This is a genomic window from Streptomyces sp. 4F14, from assembly GCF_048159485.1.
Lineage (GTDB): Bacteria > Actinomycetota > Actinomycetes > Streptomycetales > Streptomycetaceae > Streptomyces.
Genome location: NZ_JBLRVY010000020.1, coordinates 85,862 through 101,174, shown reverse-complemented (window position 1 = coordinate 101,174; position 15,313 = coordinate 85,862). Strand labels below are relative to the sequence as shown.

Sequence of the window (15,313 nt, the reverse complement as noted above, 5' to 3'; positions counted from 1 at the left end):
CGGGGATTCGGTCGCGTACAACCGTTCCTGTGTGTCGGCTGTCCAACGGGTCACTTCGGGCCACATGGGAGACGAGGGGGCGCGGTATGCGTGGCGGGTCGGGTGTGCTGAGAGGGCTTGCGGTGGGGGCCGCGGCGGTGGTGCTGGGGGCTGTGGGGGTGACGGGGGCCGGGGCGGACACGGTGTCGCCGTCGCCGTCCGGGGCGCCGTCCGGGTCGCCGTCCGCGTCGGTATCGGCTCCGCCGTCGGGGTCGCCGTCGCCCAGTGGGTCGCCGTCGGCGCGGGCCAAGGACGCTCCGGTGGACGTACGGATGTCGATCGGGTTCCCGCCGGGGGACGTCGCTCCCGGGAGCCGGGTCTTCCTCACGGTCAAGGCGGACATCGTCAGCGGGGCGCCGGACAAGCTGATGGCGGTCATCAAGGTACCGGCCGGGCTGGTGTACTTCTCCGACCTGTCGGACCCCGAGGAGACGTGCGTGAACTCCGCCGACAAGCGGACCGTGACCTGTACGTCGAAGCACACCCCGGCGCGGGCGCTGTCGTACCGGCTGCAAATGATCGTCGACAGCTCGCTGAAGCCGGGCACCGACCTTCCGGTCACCGCCACCGCGAGCACCGGTGACGAGCCCGACGCCAACCCGGCCGACAACACCGCCTCGACGACCCTCCAGGTGCGCACCGGCGCCGACTTCGGGGTGAAGTGGTACGCCCCGAAGTCGACCGTGGAGGTCGGGGAGTCGATCACGACGAAGCTGGTCGTCACCAACCACTCCGACCGGACCTCGCGGGGGCCCGGGGGCGTGCAGATGTGGACCCTCACCAACGGCTGGTTCCCCTACGAGTACCCCCTGGAGCCGTGCTGGGCCGAGAGCAACCAGTGGATCTGCGAGTGGGAGGCGGGATTCGCTCCGGGGGAGAGCCGCACGTTCGTCTTCAAGTGGCGCGTCCCGAAGGACTTCGCCCCCGGGAAGACGCTGAAGGCGTCGTCCAGGACCCTCTTCAGCGACGCCGACGACCCGGTTCCCGGCAACGACACGGACGTGCTGGTCCTCAAGATCGTCGGCGGGTCCACGCCGAGCCCGACGCCGACGCCGACCGTCTCCTCCTCCGCCTCGGCCTCCGCGCCGGCGCCCACGCCGTCCGCGTCCGCTTCCGGCGGGGGGCTGGCGGCCACCGGCGCCGGGGTCGGACCCGGGGTGCTGGGCGCGGCCGCGGGGCTGATCGTCCTCGGGGGCGGGCTGTTCGTCCTCGTGCAGGCGAGGAGGCGGGCGCGGTCATGAGCGGGCGCAGAGCGTGGGTCGCCGCGGCGGCCGGGGTGGCGGTGTTGTCGCTGGTCGCGGGGCCGGTGGCGTGGGCGGACGGGGGTGGGGCGGGCTCACCGGCCTCCGCGCAGTCGTCCTCGCCGTCGCCCTCGTCCTCGTCCTCGCCGTCGTCCTCCGACGGGCCGGGTACGTCCGCCCCGGCGCCGTCCGGATCGTCGTCGCCGTCCGCCTCGGCCTCGGTCTCGCCGGGTGCCCCCGCCGGGCGGCCCAAGGCAGAGCCCCGTATCGACGCGACCGCCCGGATGTGGCCCGACCTCGGGACCATCTGGGCCGGGGAGTCGTTCGGGATCTGGGCCATCGGCGAGAACCTCTTCGACACGACGCCGGCGCTCGCGCTGAAGCTGACGCTGCCCGAAGGGGTGACGTACGAGGGGAACACGGCCGGGCAGACCAACGGGACCTGTAAGCCCTCCGGCGGGCGCACGCTGACCTGCCTCGCCGACGACGGCAACACGAAGCAGGTCATGGCGAAGATCAAGGTCAAGGCCGACGACGGGCTGGCGCCGATGACGGAGCTGAAGTTCTCGGCGGCCGTGGACATCGGGGACGCCGTCGACCCCAACCCCTCGAACGACCGCAACGACTGGACGATCACCGTCATGGAGAAGGCGGACGTGGGGGTCGAGTGGAGCATGGAGCCCTCGGGGCCGGTCGCCGCCGGGACCGAGGTGCGGACCGTGTTCACCGTCACCAACCACGGGCCCGGGGTGTCCCGCAGCGGGACCGTGAAGTTCTATCCCGGGTTCGACTACTGGCCCACGAAGATGCCGGCCTATCCGCCGTGCTGGGTCGACCCCGGGGTGATCATCTGCGACCGGGAAGGGGATCTCGCGCCGGGCGAGAGCTTCTCGTACGCGTTCACCTGGACGTTCCCGAAGAAGGCCGCGGGGACGACGTACCGGCTGCTCGGTGAGCTGTACTCGGCCAGCCGGCACGATCCCGTCTCCGCGAACGACCGCGCGGAGGCGGTGTTCCGGATCGTGAAGGCGGGGGGCACGGGCGGGCCCACACCCTCCGCCTCCGCCTCCGCCTCGGCCTCGGCCTCGCCGGGGGGCACCCCGTCCGCGCGGCCGTCGGGCGGGTCCGGGGGGCTCGCGGACACCGGGAGCGGGGGAGTGGGGCCGGCGCTGTGGGGTGCGGCGGGCCTGGTCGCCCTGGGTGGGGCGCTGTTCGCCGTCGTAGGGACCAGGGCGCGACGACGCGCTCCGGACGAGAGACGAATCAGGGGAGAGATCTGATGCACGCACGAGGGGGACGCGTCGCGGTCGCGGCCGGAGCGGCGGCGCTGGCGCTGCTCGCGGGGCCGGGGGCCTGGGCGGCGCAGGGGGAGGCGGGGGCCGGGGCGGAGACCGGGGCCGGTTCCGGTTCCGGGGCTGGTCCCGGTTCCGGGGCGGGGGAGGTGCCGGGTACGGGGACTGCGCCTGAGCCGGGTACGAAGCCCGCGCCCGAGCCGGGTACCGGGTCCGCGCCCGAGCCGGGTACGAAGCCCGCGCCGGGTACGGGGACCGCCCCCGAGCCGGGGACCAAGCCCGCGCCGGAGCCGGGGACGAAGCCCGGACCGGGTGCCGCGCCCGCGCCGGTCGACGTCGTGTCGCGGCTCTACCCCGACGACGACCTCATCGCGCCCGGCAGGCTGATGGGCATCCGGGCCATCGCGAGCGTCGAGACGGGGAGCGTGACGAAGCTCGGGCTCACCTTGAAGCTGCCTGTCGGGGTCACGTATGTGAAGAACATCGACGACGCGGCCAACGCGGTCTGCAAGCCGTCCGCCGACGGGCGCAGCGTCACCTGTGTGCCGGCCCGGGGCCTGGAGCTGCTGTCGGCGCAGGTGCAGGTCAGGGTCGGTGCGGACGTGGCGCCCGGCACCGAGCTGGCGTTCACGACGACCGCGGACATCGGGGACGCGGTCGACAGCAAGCCGGAGAACAACGTCGCGTCGGCGAAGGTCACGGTCAAGGTGCCGGCGGATCTCGGGATCGAGTGGACCACCGCGCCCAAGGGGCTGGTGAAGGTCGGTGAGGAGGTGCCGACGGAGGTGACCGTCACCAACCATGGTCCCGGACCTGTCCGGGCCAGCGCCGCGCACCTCGACATCGGCTACGACTACTGGCCGGAGCTCGGGTACGACCCTGCCTGTCAGCCCGACATCGGGGTCCTGTACTGCGCCATCGACAAGGACCTGGAGCGCGGCGAGTCCGTGACGTTCGCGTTCACCTGGAAGTTCCCGAAGAAGGCGGCGGGGACGACGTACCGGGTGCCGACCCGGATCTACTCGTCCAGCCCGCTGGACGACAACCGGGCGAACGACCGTACGGAGCTGGTGTTCAGGTTCGCGAAGACGCCGAAGCCGACGCCCACCCCCACGCCCACTCCCACGCCTTCGGCGACCCCGCAGCCGAGCGCCTCCCCGTCGTCGGTGCCGTCCCCGGCGGGCGGCGGCGGCGCGCTCGCCGAGACCGGCGCGGGCGTCCCGGTGGCCGGCCTCGCGGTGGGCGCGGGCGCGCTGGTCGTGACGGGCGGCGCGCTCGTCGTACGGCGGAGGCGTTCTTCGTAGCGGCGTCCGTGTGAGTTCTGTTCCCGCCGGGGGGGGCTGAACCCCGGCGGGAATTTCCGATATCGGGCACGCTGGGCCCTGTTTCGGTGGCCGGACGGCCTTAGGCTGCCGCGCATGTGCGGAATCGTGGGATACGTGGGGTCTCGGTCGGCGCTCGATGTCGTGATGGGGGGACTGAAGCGGCTGGAGTACCGGGGGTACGACTCGGCGGGGGTCGCCGTGCTCGCGGACGGGGGGCTCGCCGCCGCCAAGCGGGCCGGGAAGCTCGTCAATCTGGAGAAGGAGCTGGTGCGGGCGCCGCTGCCGGCCGGGGGGACGGGGATCGGGCACACGCGGTGGGCCACGCACGGGGGGCCCACCGACGCGAACGCCCATCCGCACCTCGACAACGCCGGGCGCGTCGCCGTCGTCCACAACGGGATCATCGAGAACTTCGCGGCGCTGCGGGCCGAACTCGCCGGGCGCGGGCACGCGTTGGCGTCCGAGACCGACACCGAGGTCGTCGCGCACCTGCTCGCCGAGGAGTTCTCGGGGTGCGCGGACCTCGCGGAGGCGATGCGGCTCGTGTGCCGGCGCCTGGAGGGCGCGTTCACGCTGGTCGCCGTGCACGCGGACGAGCCGGACGTCGTCGTCGGCGCCCGGCGCAACTCGCCGCTGGTCGTGGGGGTCGGCGAGGGGGAGGCGTTCCTCGCGTCCGACGTCGCCGCGTTCATCGCGCACACGCGCTCCGCGATCGAACTCGGGCAGGACCAGGTCGTCGAGCTGCGGCGCGACGGCGTCACCGTCACCGGGTTCGACGGGGCGCCGGCCGCCGTCCGCTCGTACCACGTCGACTGGGACGCCTCCGCCGCCGAGAAGGGCGGGTACGACTACTTCATGCTCAAGGAGATCGCCGAGCAGCCCAAGGCGGTCGCCGACACGCTGCTCGGGCGGATCGACGGCTCCGGCGCTCTGACGCTCGACGAAGTCCGGATCGCCGCCTCCGAGTTGAGGGAGGTCGACAAGGTCGTCATCGTCGCCTGCGGGACCGCCTTCCACGCCGGGCTCATCGCGAAGTATGCGATCGAGCACTGGACGCGGATCCCCTGCGAGGTGGAGCTCGCGAGCGAGTTCCGGTACCGGGACCCGATCCTCGACGCGCGGACGCTGGTCATCGCGATCTCCCAGTCCGGGGAGACCATGGACACGCTGATGGCGCTGCGGCACGCGCGTGAGCAGGGCTCCAAGGTGCTGGCCATCTGCAACACCAACGGGTCGACGATCCCCCGTGAGTCCGACGCCGTGCTCTACACGCACGCCGGGCCCGAGGTCGCCGTCGCCTCCACGAAGGCGTTCCTGACCCAGCTCGTCGCCTGCTACCTCGTCGCCCTCTACCTCGGGCAGGTGCGCGGCACGAAGTGGGGCGACGAGATCCGGGCCGTCGTCCGGGACCTCGCGGAGATCTCCGGGGAGGTCGAGCGGGTCCTCGAAACCATGGAGCCCGTACGGGAGTTGGCCCGTTCGCTGGCCGGCAAGAACACGGTGCTGTTCCTCGGGCGGCACGTCGGGTACCCCGTCGCGCTGGAAGGGGCCCTGAAACTCAAGGAGTTGGCGTACATGCACGCCGAGGGGTTCGCGGCGGGCGAGCTGAAGCACGGGCCCATCGCCCTCATCGAGGACGACCTTCCCGTCGTCGTGGTCGTCCCCTCGCCCCGGGGGCGGTCCGTCCTCCACGACAAGATCGTCTCCAACATCCAGGAGATCCGGGCACGGGGGGCACGGACCATCGTCATCGCGGAGGAGGGGGACGAGGCGGTCGTGCCGTACGCCGACCATCTCGTACGGATCCCCGCCACGCCGACGCTGCTCCAACCCCTGGTCGCCACGGTGCCGTTGCAGGTGTTCGCGTGCGAACTGGCCACGGCCCGGGGGAACGAGGTGGACCAGCCCCGGAACCTGGCGAAGTCGGTGACGGTGGAGTAGGGGGCGGCGGGGTCGCGCGCCGGAGGCGTACCCGTCCCGGCGCGCGACGTGGAACGGCTAGGCGATGCCCGAGCCGACCCCCTTGCCCTCGTCGTTGGTGTTGTCGCCCCAGTACTCGTAGACGATGACGGTGACGGGGGTCTCCTCGATGTAGTAGTTGCCCTCGATCGACGCGCAGTGGCCGTCGTTGGACGGGTCGGACTGGATGAGCCAGACGCTCGTGCCGTTGTTGTTGCCGTAGACCTGGGCCCTGATGCCGCGCCCGTCCGACTTGTTGTCGCAGACGGTGAGCTTCTCGATGCCGGGCTGGCCGTTGAGGTCCGCGTCGAAGAACGCGGCTCCGCTGCGGTTGGCGGTGTAGACCCAGCCGCTGTTGGCGGACGCCTGGGCCTGGGTGGAGAGGCCCATCGTGGCGGTCAGGGCGAGCCCGGCAACGAGCGAGGCGTTTCTCACGGCTTTCATGGTTTCCTCCCGTTGACGTGAAGGTCACGACTATCCGGGGAGGGAGGGGGTCTGTCATTGGCGCAGCGTCCACACCTGATCGGCGAAGCGTCCAGGGCTGTGCGGCGTCCGCCTACGTCCCGCTCACGTCCCGCCACGCTCCCGGCAGCGCCTCCGCCACGTCGTACGCCGTCGTCGGTGCGCCTTTTGCCGCGAACCGCCCCGCGAGGCCGTGCAGGTACGCCGCGACGCTCGCCGCGTCCAGCGGTGGCAGGCCCGCCGCCAGGAGGGATCCGGTCAGGCCGGAGAGGACGTCGCCGCTGCCTGCGGTGGCCAGCCAGGGGGTGCCTGTGGGGTTGACGCGGACGGGGGCGTCGGGGGCGGCGACCAGGGTCGTGGATCCTTTGAGGAGGACGGTCGACCGGTAGCGGGACGCCAACTCCCGTACCGATGCGAGGCGTTCGGCCTCGACCTGGTCCCGGGAGACGCCCAGGAGCGCAGCGGCCTCGCCCGCGTGGGGGGTGAGGAGGGTGGGGGCCGTACGGCGGCGTACCGTCCCGGCGTCCGCCAGGCGCAGGCCGTCCGCGTCGACGAGGACGGGTACGTCGTCCAGGGCGAGGATCTCGGCGACCGGGCCCGCGTCGTCCCCGGCGCCCGGTCCGGTCACCCATGCCTGGACCCGGCCCGCTTCCTCGGGGCTCCCGTTCGTCACCAGGGTCTCCGGGAAGCGCGCGAGGACCGCGCCCCCGGCGGGACCGACGTACCGTACGGCCCCCGCGCCGCCCCGCAGCGCCCCGGCGACCGCGAGGACCGCCGCGCCCGGGTACCGCGCCGAACCGGCGGCGATGCCCACAACTCCCCGGCGGTACTTGTCACTTGCCGCGCCCGGCCGAGGGAGCAGGCGGGCGACGTCGGCATGCTGGAGGGCCTCCGCGTCCGCGTCCGCGGGCAGGTCGAGGCCGATACCGACGAGGCGGACGACCCCGGCGTACTCCCGCGCCGGATCGATCAGCAGCCCCGGCTTGTGCGTCCCGAACGTCACCGTCAGGTCGGCCCGGACGGCCGCGCCGCGCACCTCGCCGGTGTCCGCGTCGACCCCGCTGGGCAGATCGACGGCGACGACGGGAACGCGGAACTCCTCGACGAGCCGCACGACTTGGGCGGCGTCCTCCCGCAACCCCCCGCGCCCGCCGATCCCCACGATCCCGTCGACCACCAAGTCGGCGACCGGCACGGCGAGTCCGGCCTCCCCGACCCGGCCCCCGGCCCGCAGCAACGCCCGCAACCCGCCCTCGTGCACCCGCCCCGGCGACAGCAGCACCGCCGTCACCCCCGCACCCCGCCGCGCGAGCCGCGCGCCCGCGTACAGCGCGTCACCCCCGTTGTCCCCGCTGCCCACCAGCAGCACCACCCGACGCCCGTACACCCGCCCCATCAACTCCCCGCAGGCCACGGCGAGTCCAGCGGCGGCCCGCTGCATCAACGCCCCCTCGGGCACCCGGGCCATCAGCTCACCCTCGACCCGCCGGACCGTCTCCACGCGATAAGCAGTACGCATACGCCCAGTCTGCCTCCCCCCGGGGAAAACCCCTTGCGCCCCCGCCGCGCCCTGTGGTTACCATCCCCCCGATGACTACCTCTTCTCTTATGAGATTGGGGGCCCCGTCCGCTCAAGGTGAGTGCTGATGGCACACCACCTCACGGACGGCACCCTCTTCTGGCCGCGAGTACGCCGTTACGCCGTACCGCCCGCCATGATCAAGACCGCGACAGCCCGCCGACAGGCGGGCGACTGGGCCGGGGCCTGTGCCGCGGCGCGCGTCGAAGTGGACCTGGACCTCGGGTCCGCGAAACGCGCGTACGGCGCGGCGCCGGTGACCCGGATCCGGGCCGACCTCCGCCATCTCGCGCCGGATCTGCTGCGCTGGCACCTGCCGAGAACCGGCCCTGACGGCCTCCTCAGACCGGCGCTGACCATCCCGCTGGCCCGGTACGACACCGACGGTCGCCCCCTGTGGCTCGTCGTCCGGACGCCTCCCGCCTGGGCGGACGCCGGACAGCGCATCAGCCTCGCGCTGTGGGACGGCGACCTCGCCCGCGACACCCTCGCGCGGCGCCACCCGCACCCCCACCCCAGCCGACGCTTCCGCCTCGACCTGCACCGGCACCTGTGGGACGCGCGCAGGACCGGCGAACTGCCGGACCGCGCCTCAGCGGACGACCAGCACGCCACGCGGCGCTGGCCCACCGAGGCCGCGCTCCTGCTGGACGCCGAGGGGCTGCCGGCGGGGCCGGTGGAGGTGCGGGTGGGCGGGCGCCGGGGGGTGGTGGACACACGGGAGACGCCGGTGGGCGGTGAAGCGGGCGGTGGCGAGTTCGAGGAGTACGGCGAACTGCCCCGGCACGCCGTGAAGTTCACCTCCTCCCCCCTCCCCCTCCTCCCCGACGCCTCCACCCACCCCCTCCCCGACCTCGTCCTCCTCCGTGCGGGGGCCGTCGAGCCCGACGCGCTGCATCCGCTCGTCGCCGAAGCGCTGGTGCCGGGGCACGCCCGGTCCTCCGAGCCTGCGTCCGATCAGGCGCACCGCTACGTCGACTGCCGGGGTGAGCGGCACCGTATCGGCCTCGTCGGCGGTGTCCTCTCGCCGCTCGACCACGCGCCCGAACAGCTCCGCAGGGAGGAGCTGTTGATGGCACTCACGGGAACTCCCCTGCCCTGCCTGCGGGTCATCGACGAGGCGCATCGGCGGCCGGACTGCCTCACCGGCGTCCAGGGGCGGCTGGAGCACGGCGACACGGCCGGCGCGCTCGCCGTCGTCGAGGAACTCCTCGGCCCTGACGCGGTGTTGAGGGACGGCCCGCTCAAGGACGCGTTGGCGGAGGCGGCCGAGCGGCGGGTCGTGTACGGGCTGTACCGGGCGGGGTTGAGCGTGGACGCGCCCGAACGTGCGCGGGAGGGGTGGACCGGGAGGCGGCAGCGGGCCCGGCGGTACTCACGGCGGCCTGAGCCCAAGCGGTAAGCCCCGCGCGCCTGTTCAGGGTTCCTCGCGCAAGGAACCTGCTCAAGAAGCACCTCACCTCACCCCGCCCCACCTCAACGACCCCTCTCCCCGAAACGGTGATCACCCATGCCTGAAAACGCCCAACTCTCCCTCGCCGACGAGCTGTTGGCCCTCCTCTCCGACACCCGCACCGAACCCCGCCCCGACCAGCAGCTGGAAGCCCTGACACTCGCCGTGGCCGCCGACCTCCCCGTCCTCCTGTGGGGCGAGCCCGGGATCGGCAAGACCGCCGCGCTCACCCAGCTCGCCGAGTCCCTGGACCTCCCCCTCACGACCGTCATCGCCAGCGTCCACGAACCCTCCGACTTCTCGGGGCTGCCCGTCGTCGGCGACGACCCCGCCGTCCAGGGCGTGCCGATGGCTCCGCCGGACTGGGCGGTGCGGCTGGTGCGCGCCGGGAAGGGGCTGCTGTTCCTGGACGAGCTGTCGACCGCGCCGCCCGCCGTCCAGGCCGCGCTGCTGCGGCTCGTGCTGGAGCGGCGGATCGGCGCGCTGCGGCTGCCGGCCGGCGTACGGATCGTGGCCGCCGCGAACCCGCGGTCCTCCGCGGCCGACGGCTGGGAGCTGAGCGCGCCGCTCGCCAACCGGTTCGTGCACCTCCAGTGGGCGCACGACCACGAGGTCGTCGTCCGCGGGCTCGGCGGGACCTGGCCGCGGGCGACCCTGCCGGAACTCGATCCCGGGCGGCTCGCCGAGGCCGTGGAGTACGCGCGGCGGGCGGTGTGCGGGCTGCTGGAGGTGCGGCCCAAGCTGGTGCACCAGCTGCCGGGCGCGGAGACGCGGCGGGGCGGGGCCTGGCCGTCGCCCCGCAGCTGGGACATGGCGCTGCGGCTGACCGCGTTCGCGAAGGCCGCCGGGTCCTCGCGCGAGGTGCTGTCCTTCCTCGTCCGGGGCACCGTCGGCGACGGTCCCGGCCTCGAACTCCTCGCCTGCGTCGACCGCATGGACCTGCCCGACCCCGAAACGATCCTCGCGGACCCGGCCGCCGCCGACCTGCCCCACCGGGGCGACCTCCGCCAGGCCGTCCTGGACGGCGTCGTCGAAGCCGTCCGCAACCGCCTCACCCGGTCCCGCTGGGACTCCGCATGGTCGGTCCTGGTCAGAGCCCTGGACACCGGCGCCCCCGACCTGGTCGTCGTCCCCGCGACAACACTGGCCTCCCTACGCCAGGAGGAGTGGGAGGTCCCCGCCCAGATCGAACGGCTCGCCGGGGTGGTGGCCCTGTCCCGCGACGCGGACCGAGTGACGGCGAGGGTGAGGAACCAGCAGAGGCAGAAGGCGGGGACGGGCCGATGACGAGGCGAACGAACACCGAGGCCATGCCCCCGAGCCGGACGCCGAGTGGAGCCTCGGCGCCGGACGTGACTCCCGTGCCGGGTCGGTCGCCGCGCGCGATCCCGGCACCGGCCCAGACCCGCACGCCGGACCTGGCGACCGGCGAGCCCCCGGCATCGGACCAGACCCGCACGCCGGGCCGGTCGTCGCGTGGAGTCTCGGCGCCGGACCCGACTCCCGCGCTGAGTCGGTCGCCGCGCGCGACCCCGGCGCCGGGCCAGACCCGCGCACAGGACCAGGTGAGCAGCGCGACCCCCGCCCCGGACCACACCACCCCCGAGCCCCCGACGCCGGCCCGCCCCCTCACCCCCGTACGCCCCCTCGACACCGACAAGCTCTACACCGCCCGCCTCCAAGCCGCCCGTGCCCGTCCCTACCTCTCCTCCGCCCTCTTCGCGTTGAGTGTCGTCCCGTCGGAGAGCGTGCCGACCATGGCCGTGGATGAGCACTGGCGTTGTTACGTGTCGCCGGGGTTCGTGGAGCGGACGTCGGTGGAGGAGTTGGCCGGGGTGTGGGTGCACGAGGTGTCGCATCTGCTGCGGGACCATCACGGGCGCGGTGAGCGGTATGTGAAGGAGCAGGGGCTCGACGGGCCGGGGGAGCGGCTGCGGATGAACATCGCGGCGGACATGGAGATCAACGACGACATCTACGGGGACGGCCTCGCCCACCCCGCCGGCGCGGTCACGCCGGGGACGCTGAAGCTGCCGACGGGGCTCCTGATGGAGGAGTACGCGAGCCGCTTCCGCCTGGGCTCGCTCACCGGCGACGCCCTCTGGCTCGACTGCGGCAGCGGCGCCGACGGACGTACGCGCGGCTGGGACCTCGGCCCGGACGGCGCCGACGGGCTCACGGCGCAGCAGCGGGACGCCGTACGCTTCCGGGTCGCCCAGGCGATCAAGGGGCGCCCGGGGAGCGCCCCGGAGGGCTGGAAACGCTGGGCGGAGGCGGCGTTCCACCCGCCCCAGCCCTGGCTGCGCCTCCTCGGCGCGGCGCTGCGCTCGGCGGTGTCCGGCGCGGGCGCGGGCCAGGACTACACGTACGGCCGCCCCTCCCGGCGTGCCTCGTCCCTGCCCCGCCTGGTCCTGCCGAGCCTCCGCCGCCGCCCGCCCCGCGTGGCCGTCGTCATCGACACGTCCGGCTCGGTGAGCGACGCGGAACTCGGTACGGCGCTCCTGGAGGTCGCCGCGATCACCCGCGCGGTCGGCGGGCGCCGCGACCTGGTCACCGTCGTCTCCTGCGACGCGGCGGCGCACGTCGCCCACCCCCTGTGCCGGGCGGAGGACATCCCGCTGATCGGGGGCGGCGGCACGGATCTCTGCGAGGGCTTCACCGCGGCCCTGCGCACCCGCCCGGACGTCGTCGTCGCCCTCACGGACGGCCAGACCCCGTGGCCGTCCCAGCCGCCGTGCCGCACGGTCGTCGGCCTCTTCCCCCGTACGGGCAGGGGCAGTTGGCGGGAGACCGACCCGAACTACGTCCCGGAGGGGCCGCCGGGGTGGGCGAAGGTGGTGGAGATCGGGTGAGGGGAGCCGAGCGGCAGCCTGATGGCCGTACCGGAAGAGCCCCCGTCCTGCCGTCGACCCCGCGCCCCCTACCCCTCCGCGATCACCACCGCCGAAGCCACCCCCGCGTCATGGCTCAGCGACACATGCCACCCCGTCACCCCCAGCTCGGCGGCCCGCGCGGCCACGCTCCCCGTCACCCGCAGCCGAGGCCGCCCCGTCTCCTCGACATACACCTCCGCGTCGGTCCACAGCAGCCCGGCGGGAGCGCCGAGGGCTTTCGCGAGGGCCTCCTTCGCGGCGAACCGGGCCGCGAGCGAGGCGGGCCCCCGGCGTTCACCGTTCGGGAGATGGAGTTCGGAGGGGAGGAACAGCCGCGTCGCGAGGCCGGGCGTGCGTTGCAGGGACACGGCGAACCGCTCGATCTCGGCCACGTCGATACCGACTCCGATGATGCTCATGCCGAGCACCTTAGAGGTCACCCCGCCTGTTAACCTGCGGCGTCCTGAAACAGATGTACGAATCAAGCCAGGGGTGGGGACAGAGTGGGCGGCGCAGGGCCGAGCTTCGACATGTACGACAACGCACCGGAACTGATCCCGTTGAGGGACGCGGCGCGGGCGGGGGACTGGAACGGCGTCCGGGGTCTCTTCGGCCGGCTCGGGAGTGTGGACGACGTCATCGCCGCGCTGAACGCCGTCGCGGACATCCGCGGCGTCGAACACCTCCTGGCGCGCGCGGCGGCCGACTTCCCCGCCGACCCCCTGCCGAGGACGATCCTCGCGAAGCGGTACCTGTTCATGGGCTGGGAGGTCCGCGGCGACGGCTACGCGCAGGACGTCTCCCGGGACCAGTTCGCCACCTTCCACGCCTGGCTGCGCCGCGCGGAGCAGCTCCTCATCCAGGTCTGCGCGGAGCAGCCCGCGTACGCCCCCGCCTGGTACATCCGCATCACCCTGGCCCGCGGCCTGGAACTCGGCACCACCGAGGCCCGCCGCCGCTACGACCGCCTGCGCGCCCACCACCCGCACGTGTACGGCGCCCAGGCCGCCCTCCTCCAGCAGCTCTGCCCGAAGTGGGGCGGCACCTGGGAGGAGGCGCACGCCTTCGCCGCGGAGGCGACCCGCGCGGCCCCCGACGGCGCCCCGACCGGCGTCCTCGTCGCCGACGCGCACATCGAGCACTGGCTGTCACTGGGCGACCGGGGCGGACCGTACCTGCGCGGCGTGCACGTCCTCGACGACCTGCGCAACGCCGCCGCCATCTCCGTACGGCACCCGGCGTACCGCCCCGACCTCTCCACGATCGCCGCGCACAGCACCTTCGCGATGGCCTTCTCCCTCGGCGGCCACCACGCCGACGCGGCCCCCCACTTCGCCGAACTCGGCGACCGGGCCGCCGAGTTCCCCTGGGCCTACCTGTCCGACCCGGGGGCCGCGTTCCGTAAGTACCGCAAGTCCGCGCGAGAGGCGGTCGCCCGATGAACAGCACGGTCACACAGGGCATCCCGACCCTGTACGCACCCGGCGGGTCCGGCAGCGACATCACCGCCGGCCTCATGTTCCGCGTGGGCCGAGCCGACGAGACCCTCGCCACCGCCGGCCTCACCCACCTCGTCGAACACCTCGCCCTGCACCGCCTGGGCCTGTCCGACCTGCACTACAACGGCGCCACCGCCAACACGTACACCCTCTTCCACGTCACCGGCACCGAGCAGGAGGTCGTCACCTACCTCAACAGCGTCTGCGCCTCCCTGCGCGAACTCCCGCTGGAGCGGCTGGAGACGGAGAAGGAGATCCTCCGTACGGAGGCGGCCGGACGCGGCGGATCGTCCCAACTCCCCCTGTGGCGGTACGGGGCGCAGGGCTACGGCCTCAGCAGCTACAGCGAGCTGGGCACGTGGAGCCTCACGCCGGACGCCGTCCGCTACTGGGCCCAGACCCGGTTCACCCGCGACAACGCGGTGCTCTGGCTCACCGGCGACCACGTCCCCGCCGGCCTCGACCTCACCCTCCCGCCGGGCACCCGCATCCCGGCCCCGCCGGCGAGCGACGCCCTCCCCGTCACCCCGGCCTACGTCCACGGCGACGACGGCAACGTCGTCCTCTCCGCCGTCGTACGCCGTAGTGCCGCCGCCATGATCTACACCGACCTCCTCGGCCGCGCCCTCTTCCACGACCTGCGCCAGGAGGGCGGCTACTCCTACCAGGCCGACGCGGACTACTCCGTACGCGACGCCACGCACGCCACGATCACCGCCTACGCCGACGCCCTCCCCAAGAAACAGGACGCGGTCATCGGCGGTTTCGTCGACACCCTCGCCCGCCTGCGCGCGGGCACCTTCACCCAGCAGGAACTGGACTCGTCCCGGGCGCGGGTGACGAAGCAGTACGACGACCCCGGCGCGGGCCTCCTCCCCGGCAACGCCCTCAGCCTCCTCCTCGGACGCCCGGTCCAGTCGGTCGAGGAACGCCGGGCGGACCTGCACGCCGTGACCCTCGCCGACGTCCACGAGGTCGCCCAGGAGACCTGGTCCAACGCGCTGATGCAGGTCCCCGGCCGGGGCGTCGACTGGGCGGGCCTCACCCTGGCCCCCCAGTACTCCTCGACCACCGTCACCGGTACGACCCACCCCTCACCGGACGGCGTCACCCTCACCATCGGCCCCGAAGGCGTCTGCCTCGCCACCCCCGGCGGCCCGGTCACCGTCCACTACGCCACCTGCGCCGCCATGACCACCCGCCCCGACGGCTCCCGCACCCTCACCGGCCACGACGGCTTCTCGGTCACGGTCGAACCCACCCTGTTCAAGGGCGTGACCCCGGACCGGATCGCCGCCATCGACGCGGCGATCCCCTCCCACCTGGTCGTCCACCTCCCGCCCCGCGACCCCTCGACCGTCCCCCAGCCCCGGCGGGCGGTGCCGTCTCCACCCGGCAGATCCACCTCGGGGTGGACAGCGGGCCTGTGGTGCCTCGGCCTGCTGACCGCCCTCTGGGCCCTGCTGGCCGTGATCATCACGACCGACAGCACCTCCACGACGGACGTGATCGTCACCGTGTGGATCATGTGGGCGCCGATGGCGGCGGGCACGCTGGCGCTGTACCAGGCCCGGCGCCTACGCCGCTGAGG

At 73.6% G+C, this 15,313-nt stretch carries 12 protein-coding genes; 9 read left to right on the top strand and 3 right to left on the bottom strand.

Going from position 1 to position 15,313, the window contains the following annotated elements; translation table 11 throughout:
* Nucleotides 1-86 precede the first annotated feature (86 nt).
* The 4 genes from ACLZOT_RS30555 (at nucleotide 87) to glmS (ending at nucleotide 5,838) form a co-directional block, all read left to right on the top strand.
* On the top strand, nucleotides 87-1,280 hold the full coding sequence (locus ACLZOT_RS30555; RefSeq protein WP_416972357.1) for a hypothetical protein: 1,194 nt from the start codon (nucleotides 87-89) through the stop codon (nucleotides 1,278-1,280).
* Nucleotides 1,277-2,560 carry a hypothetical protein gene (locus tag ACLZOT_RS30550; RefSeq protein ID WP_416972356.1) on the top strand — a complete coding sequence of 428 codons (1,284 nt, stop codon included), beginning with the start codon at nucleotides 1,277-1,279 and terminating at the stop codon, nucleotides 2,558-2,560. The genes ACLZOT_RS30555 and ACLZOT_RS30550 overlap by 4 nt, the downstream gene beginning before the upstream one ends.
* Entirely contained in the window at nucleotides 2,560-3,876 is a 1,317-nt protein-coding gene (locus ACLZOT_RS30545) for a hypothetical protein (protein WP_416972355.1), read from the top strand. The genes ACLZOT_RS30550 and ACLZOT_RS30545 overlap by 1 nt, the downstream gene beginning before the upstream one ends.
* A 114-nt stretch (nucleotides 3,877-3,990) precedes the next feature.
* Entirely contained in the window at nucleotides 3,991-5,838 is a 1,848-nt protein-coding gene (glmS, locus tag ACLZOT_RS30540) for a glutamine--fructose-6-phosphate transaminase (isomerizing) (RefSeq protein WP_416972354.1), read from the top strand.
* Between the two features lie 57 nt (nucleotides 5,839-5,895).
* On the opposite strand, the gene ACLZOT_RS30535 is transcribed toward glmS, so the two are convergent.
* Entirely contained in the window at nucleotides 5,896-6,300 is a 405-nt protein-coding gene (locus tag ACLZOT_RS30535) for a hypothetical protein (RefSeq protein ID WP_416972353.1), read from the bottom strand.
* 112 nt (nucleotides 6,301-6,412) lie between these two features.
* Complete coding sequence (locus ACLZOT_RS30530; RefSeq protein ID WP_416972352.1) at nucleotides 6,413-7,837, bottom strand: NAD(P)H-hydrate dehydratase; 1,425 nt, start codon at nucleotides 7,835-7,837, stop codon at nucleotides 6,413-6,415.
* A gap of 127 nt (nucleotides 7,838-7,964) precedes the next feature.
* On the opposite strand from ACLZOT_RS30530, the gene ACLZOT_RS30525 reads away from it, so the two are divergent.
* From ACLZOT_RS30525 to ACLZOT_RS30515, 3 genes are all read left to right on the top strand, one after another.
* Nucleotides 7,965-9,299: a hypothetical protein gene (locus tag ACLZOT_RS30525; RefSeq protein ID WP_416972351.1), complete on the top strand. Its 1,335-nt coding sequence runs from the start codon at nucleotides 7,965-7,967 to the stop codon at nucleotides 9,297-9,299.
* A gap of 108 nt (nucleotides 9,300-9,407) precedes the next feature.
* Complete coding sequence (locus tag ACLZOT_RS30520) at nucleotides 9,408-10,637, top strand: AAA family ATPase (RefSeq protein WP_416972350.1); 1,230 nt, start codon at nucleotides 9,408-9,410, stop codon at nucleotides 10,635-10,637.
* A 278-nt stretch (nucleotides 10,638-10,915) separates the two neighbouring features.
* Nucleotides 10,916-12,202, top strand: coding sequence for a DUF2201 family putative metallopeptidase (locus tag ACLZOT_RS30515; protein WP_416972440.1), 1,287 nt, complete (start codon nucleotides 10,916-10,918; stop codon nucleotides 12,200-12,202).
* 68 nt (nucleotides 12,203-12,270) lie between these two features.
* Here the strand turns inward: ACLZOT_RS30515 and ACLZOT_RS30510 are convergent, their stop codons facing one another.
* Nucleotides 12,271-12,642 carry a holo-ACP synthase gene (locus tag ACLZOT_RS30510; protein ID WP_416972349.1) on the bottom strand — a complete coding sequence of 124 codons (372 nt, stop codon included), beginning with the start codon at nucleotides 12,640-12,642 and terminating at the stop codon, nucleotides 12,271-12,273.
* 111 nt (nucleotides 12,643-12,753) lie between these two features.
* Between ACLZOT_RS30510 and ACLZOT_RS30505 the strand changes: the two genes are divergently transcribed.
* Nucleotides 12,754-13,665, top strand: coding sequence for a hypothetical protein (locus tag ACLZOT_RS30505; RefSeq protein WP_416972348.1), 912 nt, complete (start codon nucleotides 12,754-12,756; stop codon nucleotides 13,663-13,665).
* Nucleotides 13,662-15,311, top strand: coding sequence for a M16 family metallopeptidase (locus ACLZOT_RS30500; protein WP_416972347.1), 1,650 nt, complete (start codon nucleotides 13,662-13,664; stop codon nucleotides 15,309-15,311). Before ACLZOT_RS30505 ends, ACLZOT_RS30500 begins: the two co-directional genes overlap by 4 nt.
* Nucleotides 15,312-15,313: the final 2 nt, after the last annotated feature.

Bases quoted from the DNA above. Each gene is read 5' to 3' on its own strand.
- ACLZOT_RS30510 (WP_416972349.1), bottom strand. From the start codon at position 12,642: ATGAGCATCATCGGAGTCGGTATCGACGTGGCCGAGATCGAGCGGTTC.
- glmS (WP_416972354.1), top strand. From the start codon at position 3,991: ATGTGCGGAATCGTGGGATACGTGGGGTCTCGGTCGGCGCTCGATGTC.
- ACLZOT_RS30530 (WP_416972352.1), bottom strand. From the start codon at position 7,837: ATGCGTACTGCTTATCGCGTGGAGACGGTCCGGCGGGTCGAGGGTGAG.
- ACLZOT_RS30500 (WP_416972347.1), top strand. From the start codon at position 13,662: ATGAACAGCACGGTCACACAGGGCATCCCGACCCTGTACGCACCCGGC.
- ACLZOT_RS30550 (WP_416972356.1), top strand. From the start codon at position 1,277: ATGAGCGGGCGCAGAGCGTGGGTCGCCGCGGCGGCCGGGGTGGCGGTG.
- ACLZOT_RS30525 (WP_416972351.1), top strand. From the start codon at position 7,965: ATGGCACACCACCTCACGGACGGCACCCTCTTCTGGCCGCGAGTACGC.
- ACLZOT_RS30535 (WP_416972353.1), bottom strand. From the start codon at position 6,300: ATGAAAGCCGTGAGAAACGCCTCGCTCGTTGCCGGGCTCGCCCTGACC.
- ACLZOT_RS30555 (WP_416972357.1), top strand. From the start codon at position 87: ATGCGTGGCGGGTCGGGTGTGCTGAGAGGGCTTGCGGTGGGGGCCGCG.
- ACLZOT_RS30520 (WP_416972350.1), top strand. From the start codon at position 9,408: ATGCCTGAAAACGCCCAACTCTCCCTCGCCGACGAGCTGTTGGCCCTC.
- ACLZOT_RS30545 (WP_416972355.1), top strand. From the start codon at position 2,560: ATGCACGCACGAGGGGGACGCGTCGCGGTCGCGGCCGGAGCGGCGGCG.
- ACLZOT_RS30505 (WP_416972348.1), top strand. From the start codon at position 12,754: ATGTACGACAACGCACCGGAACTGATCCCGTTGAGGGACGCGGCGCGG.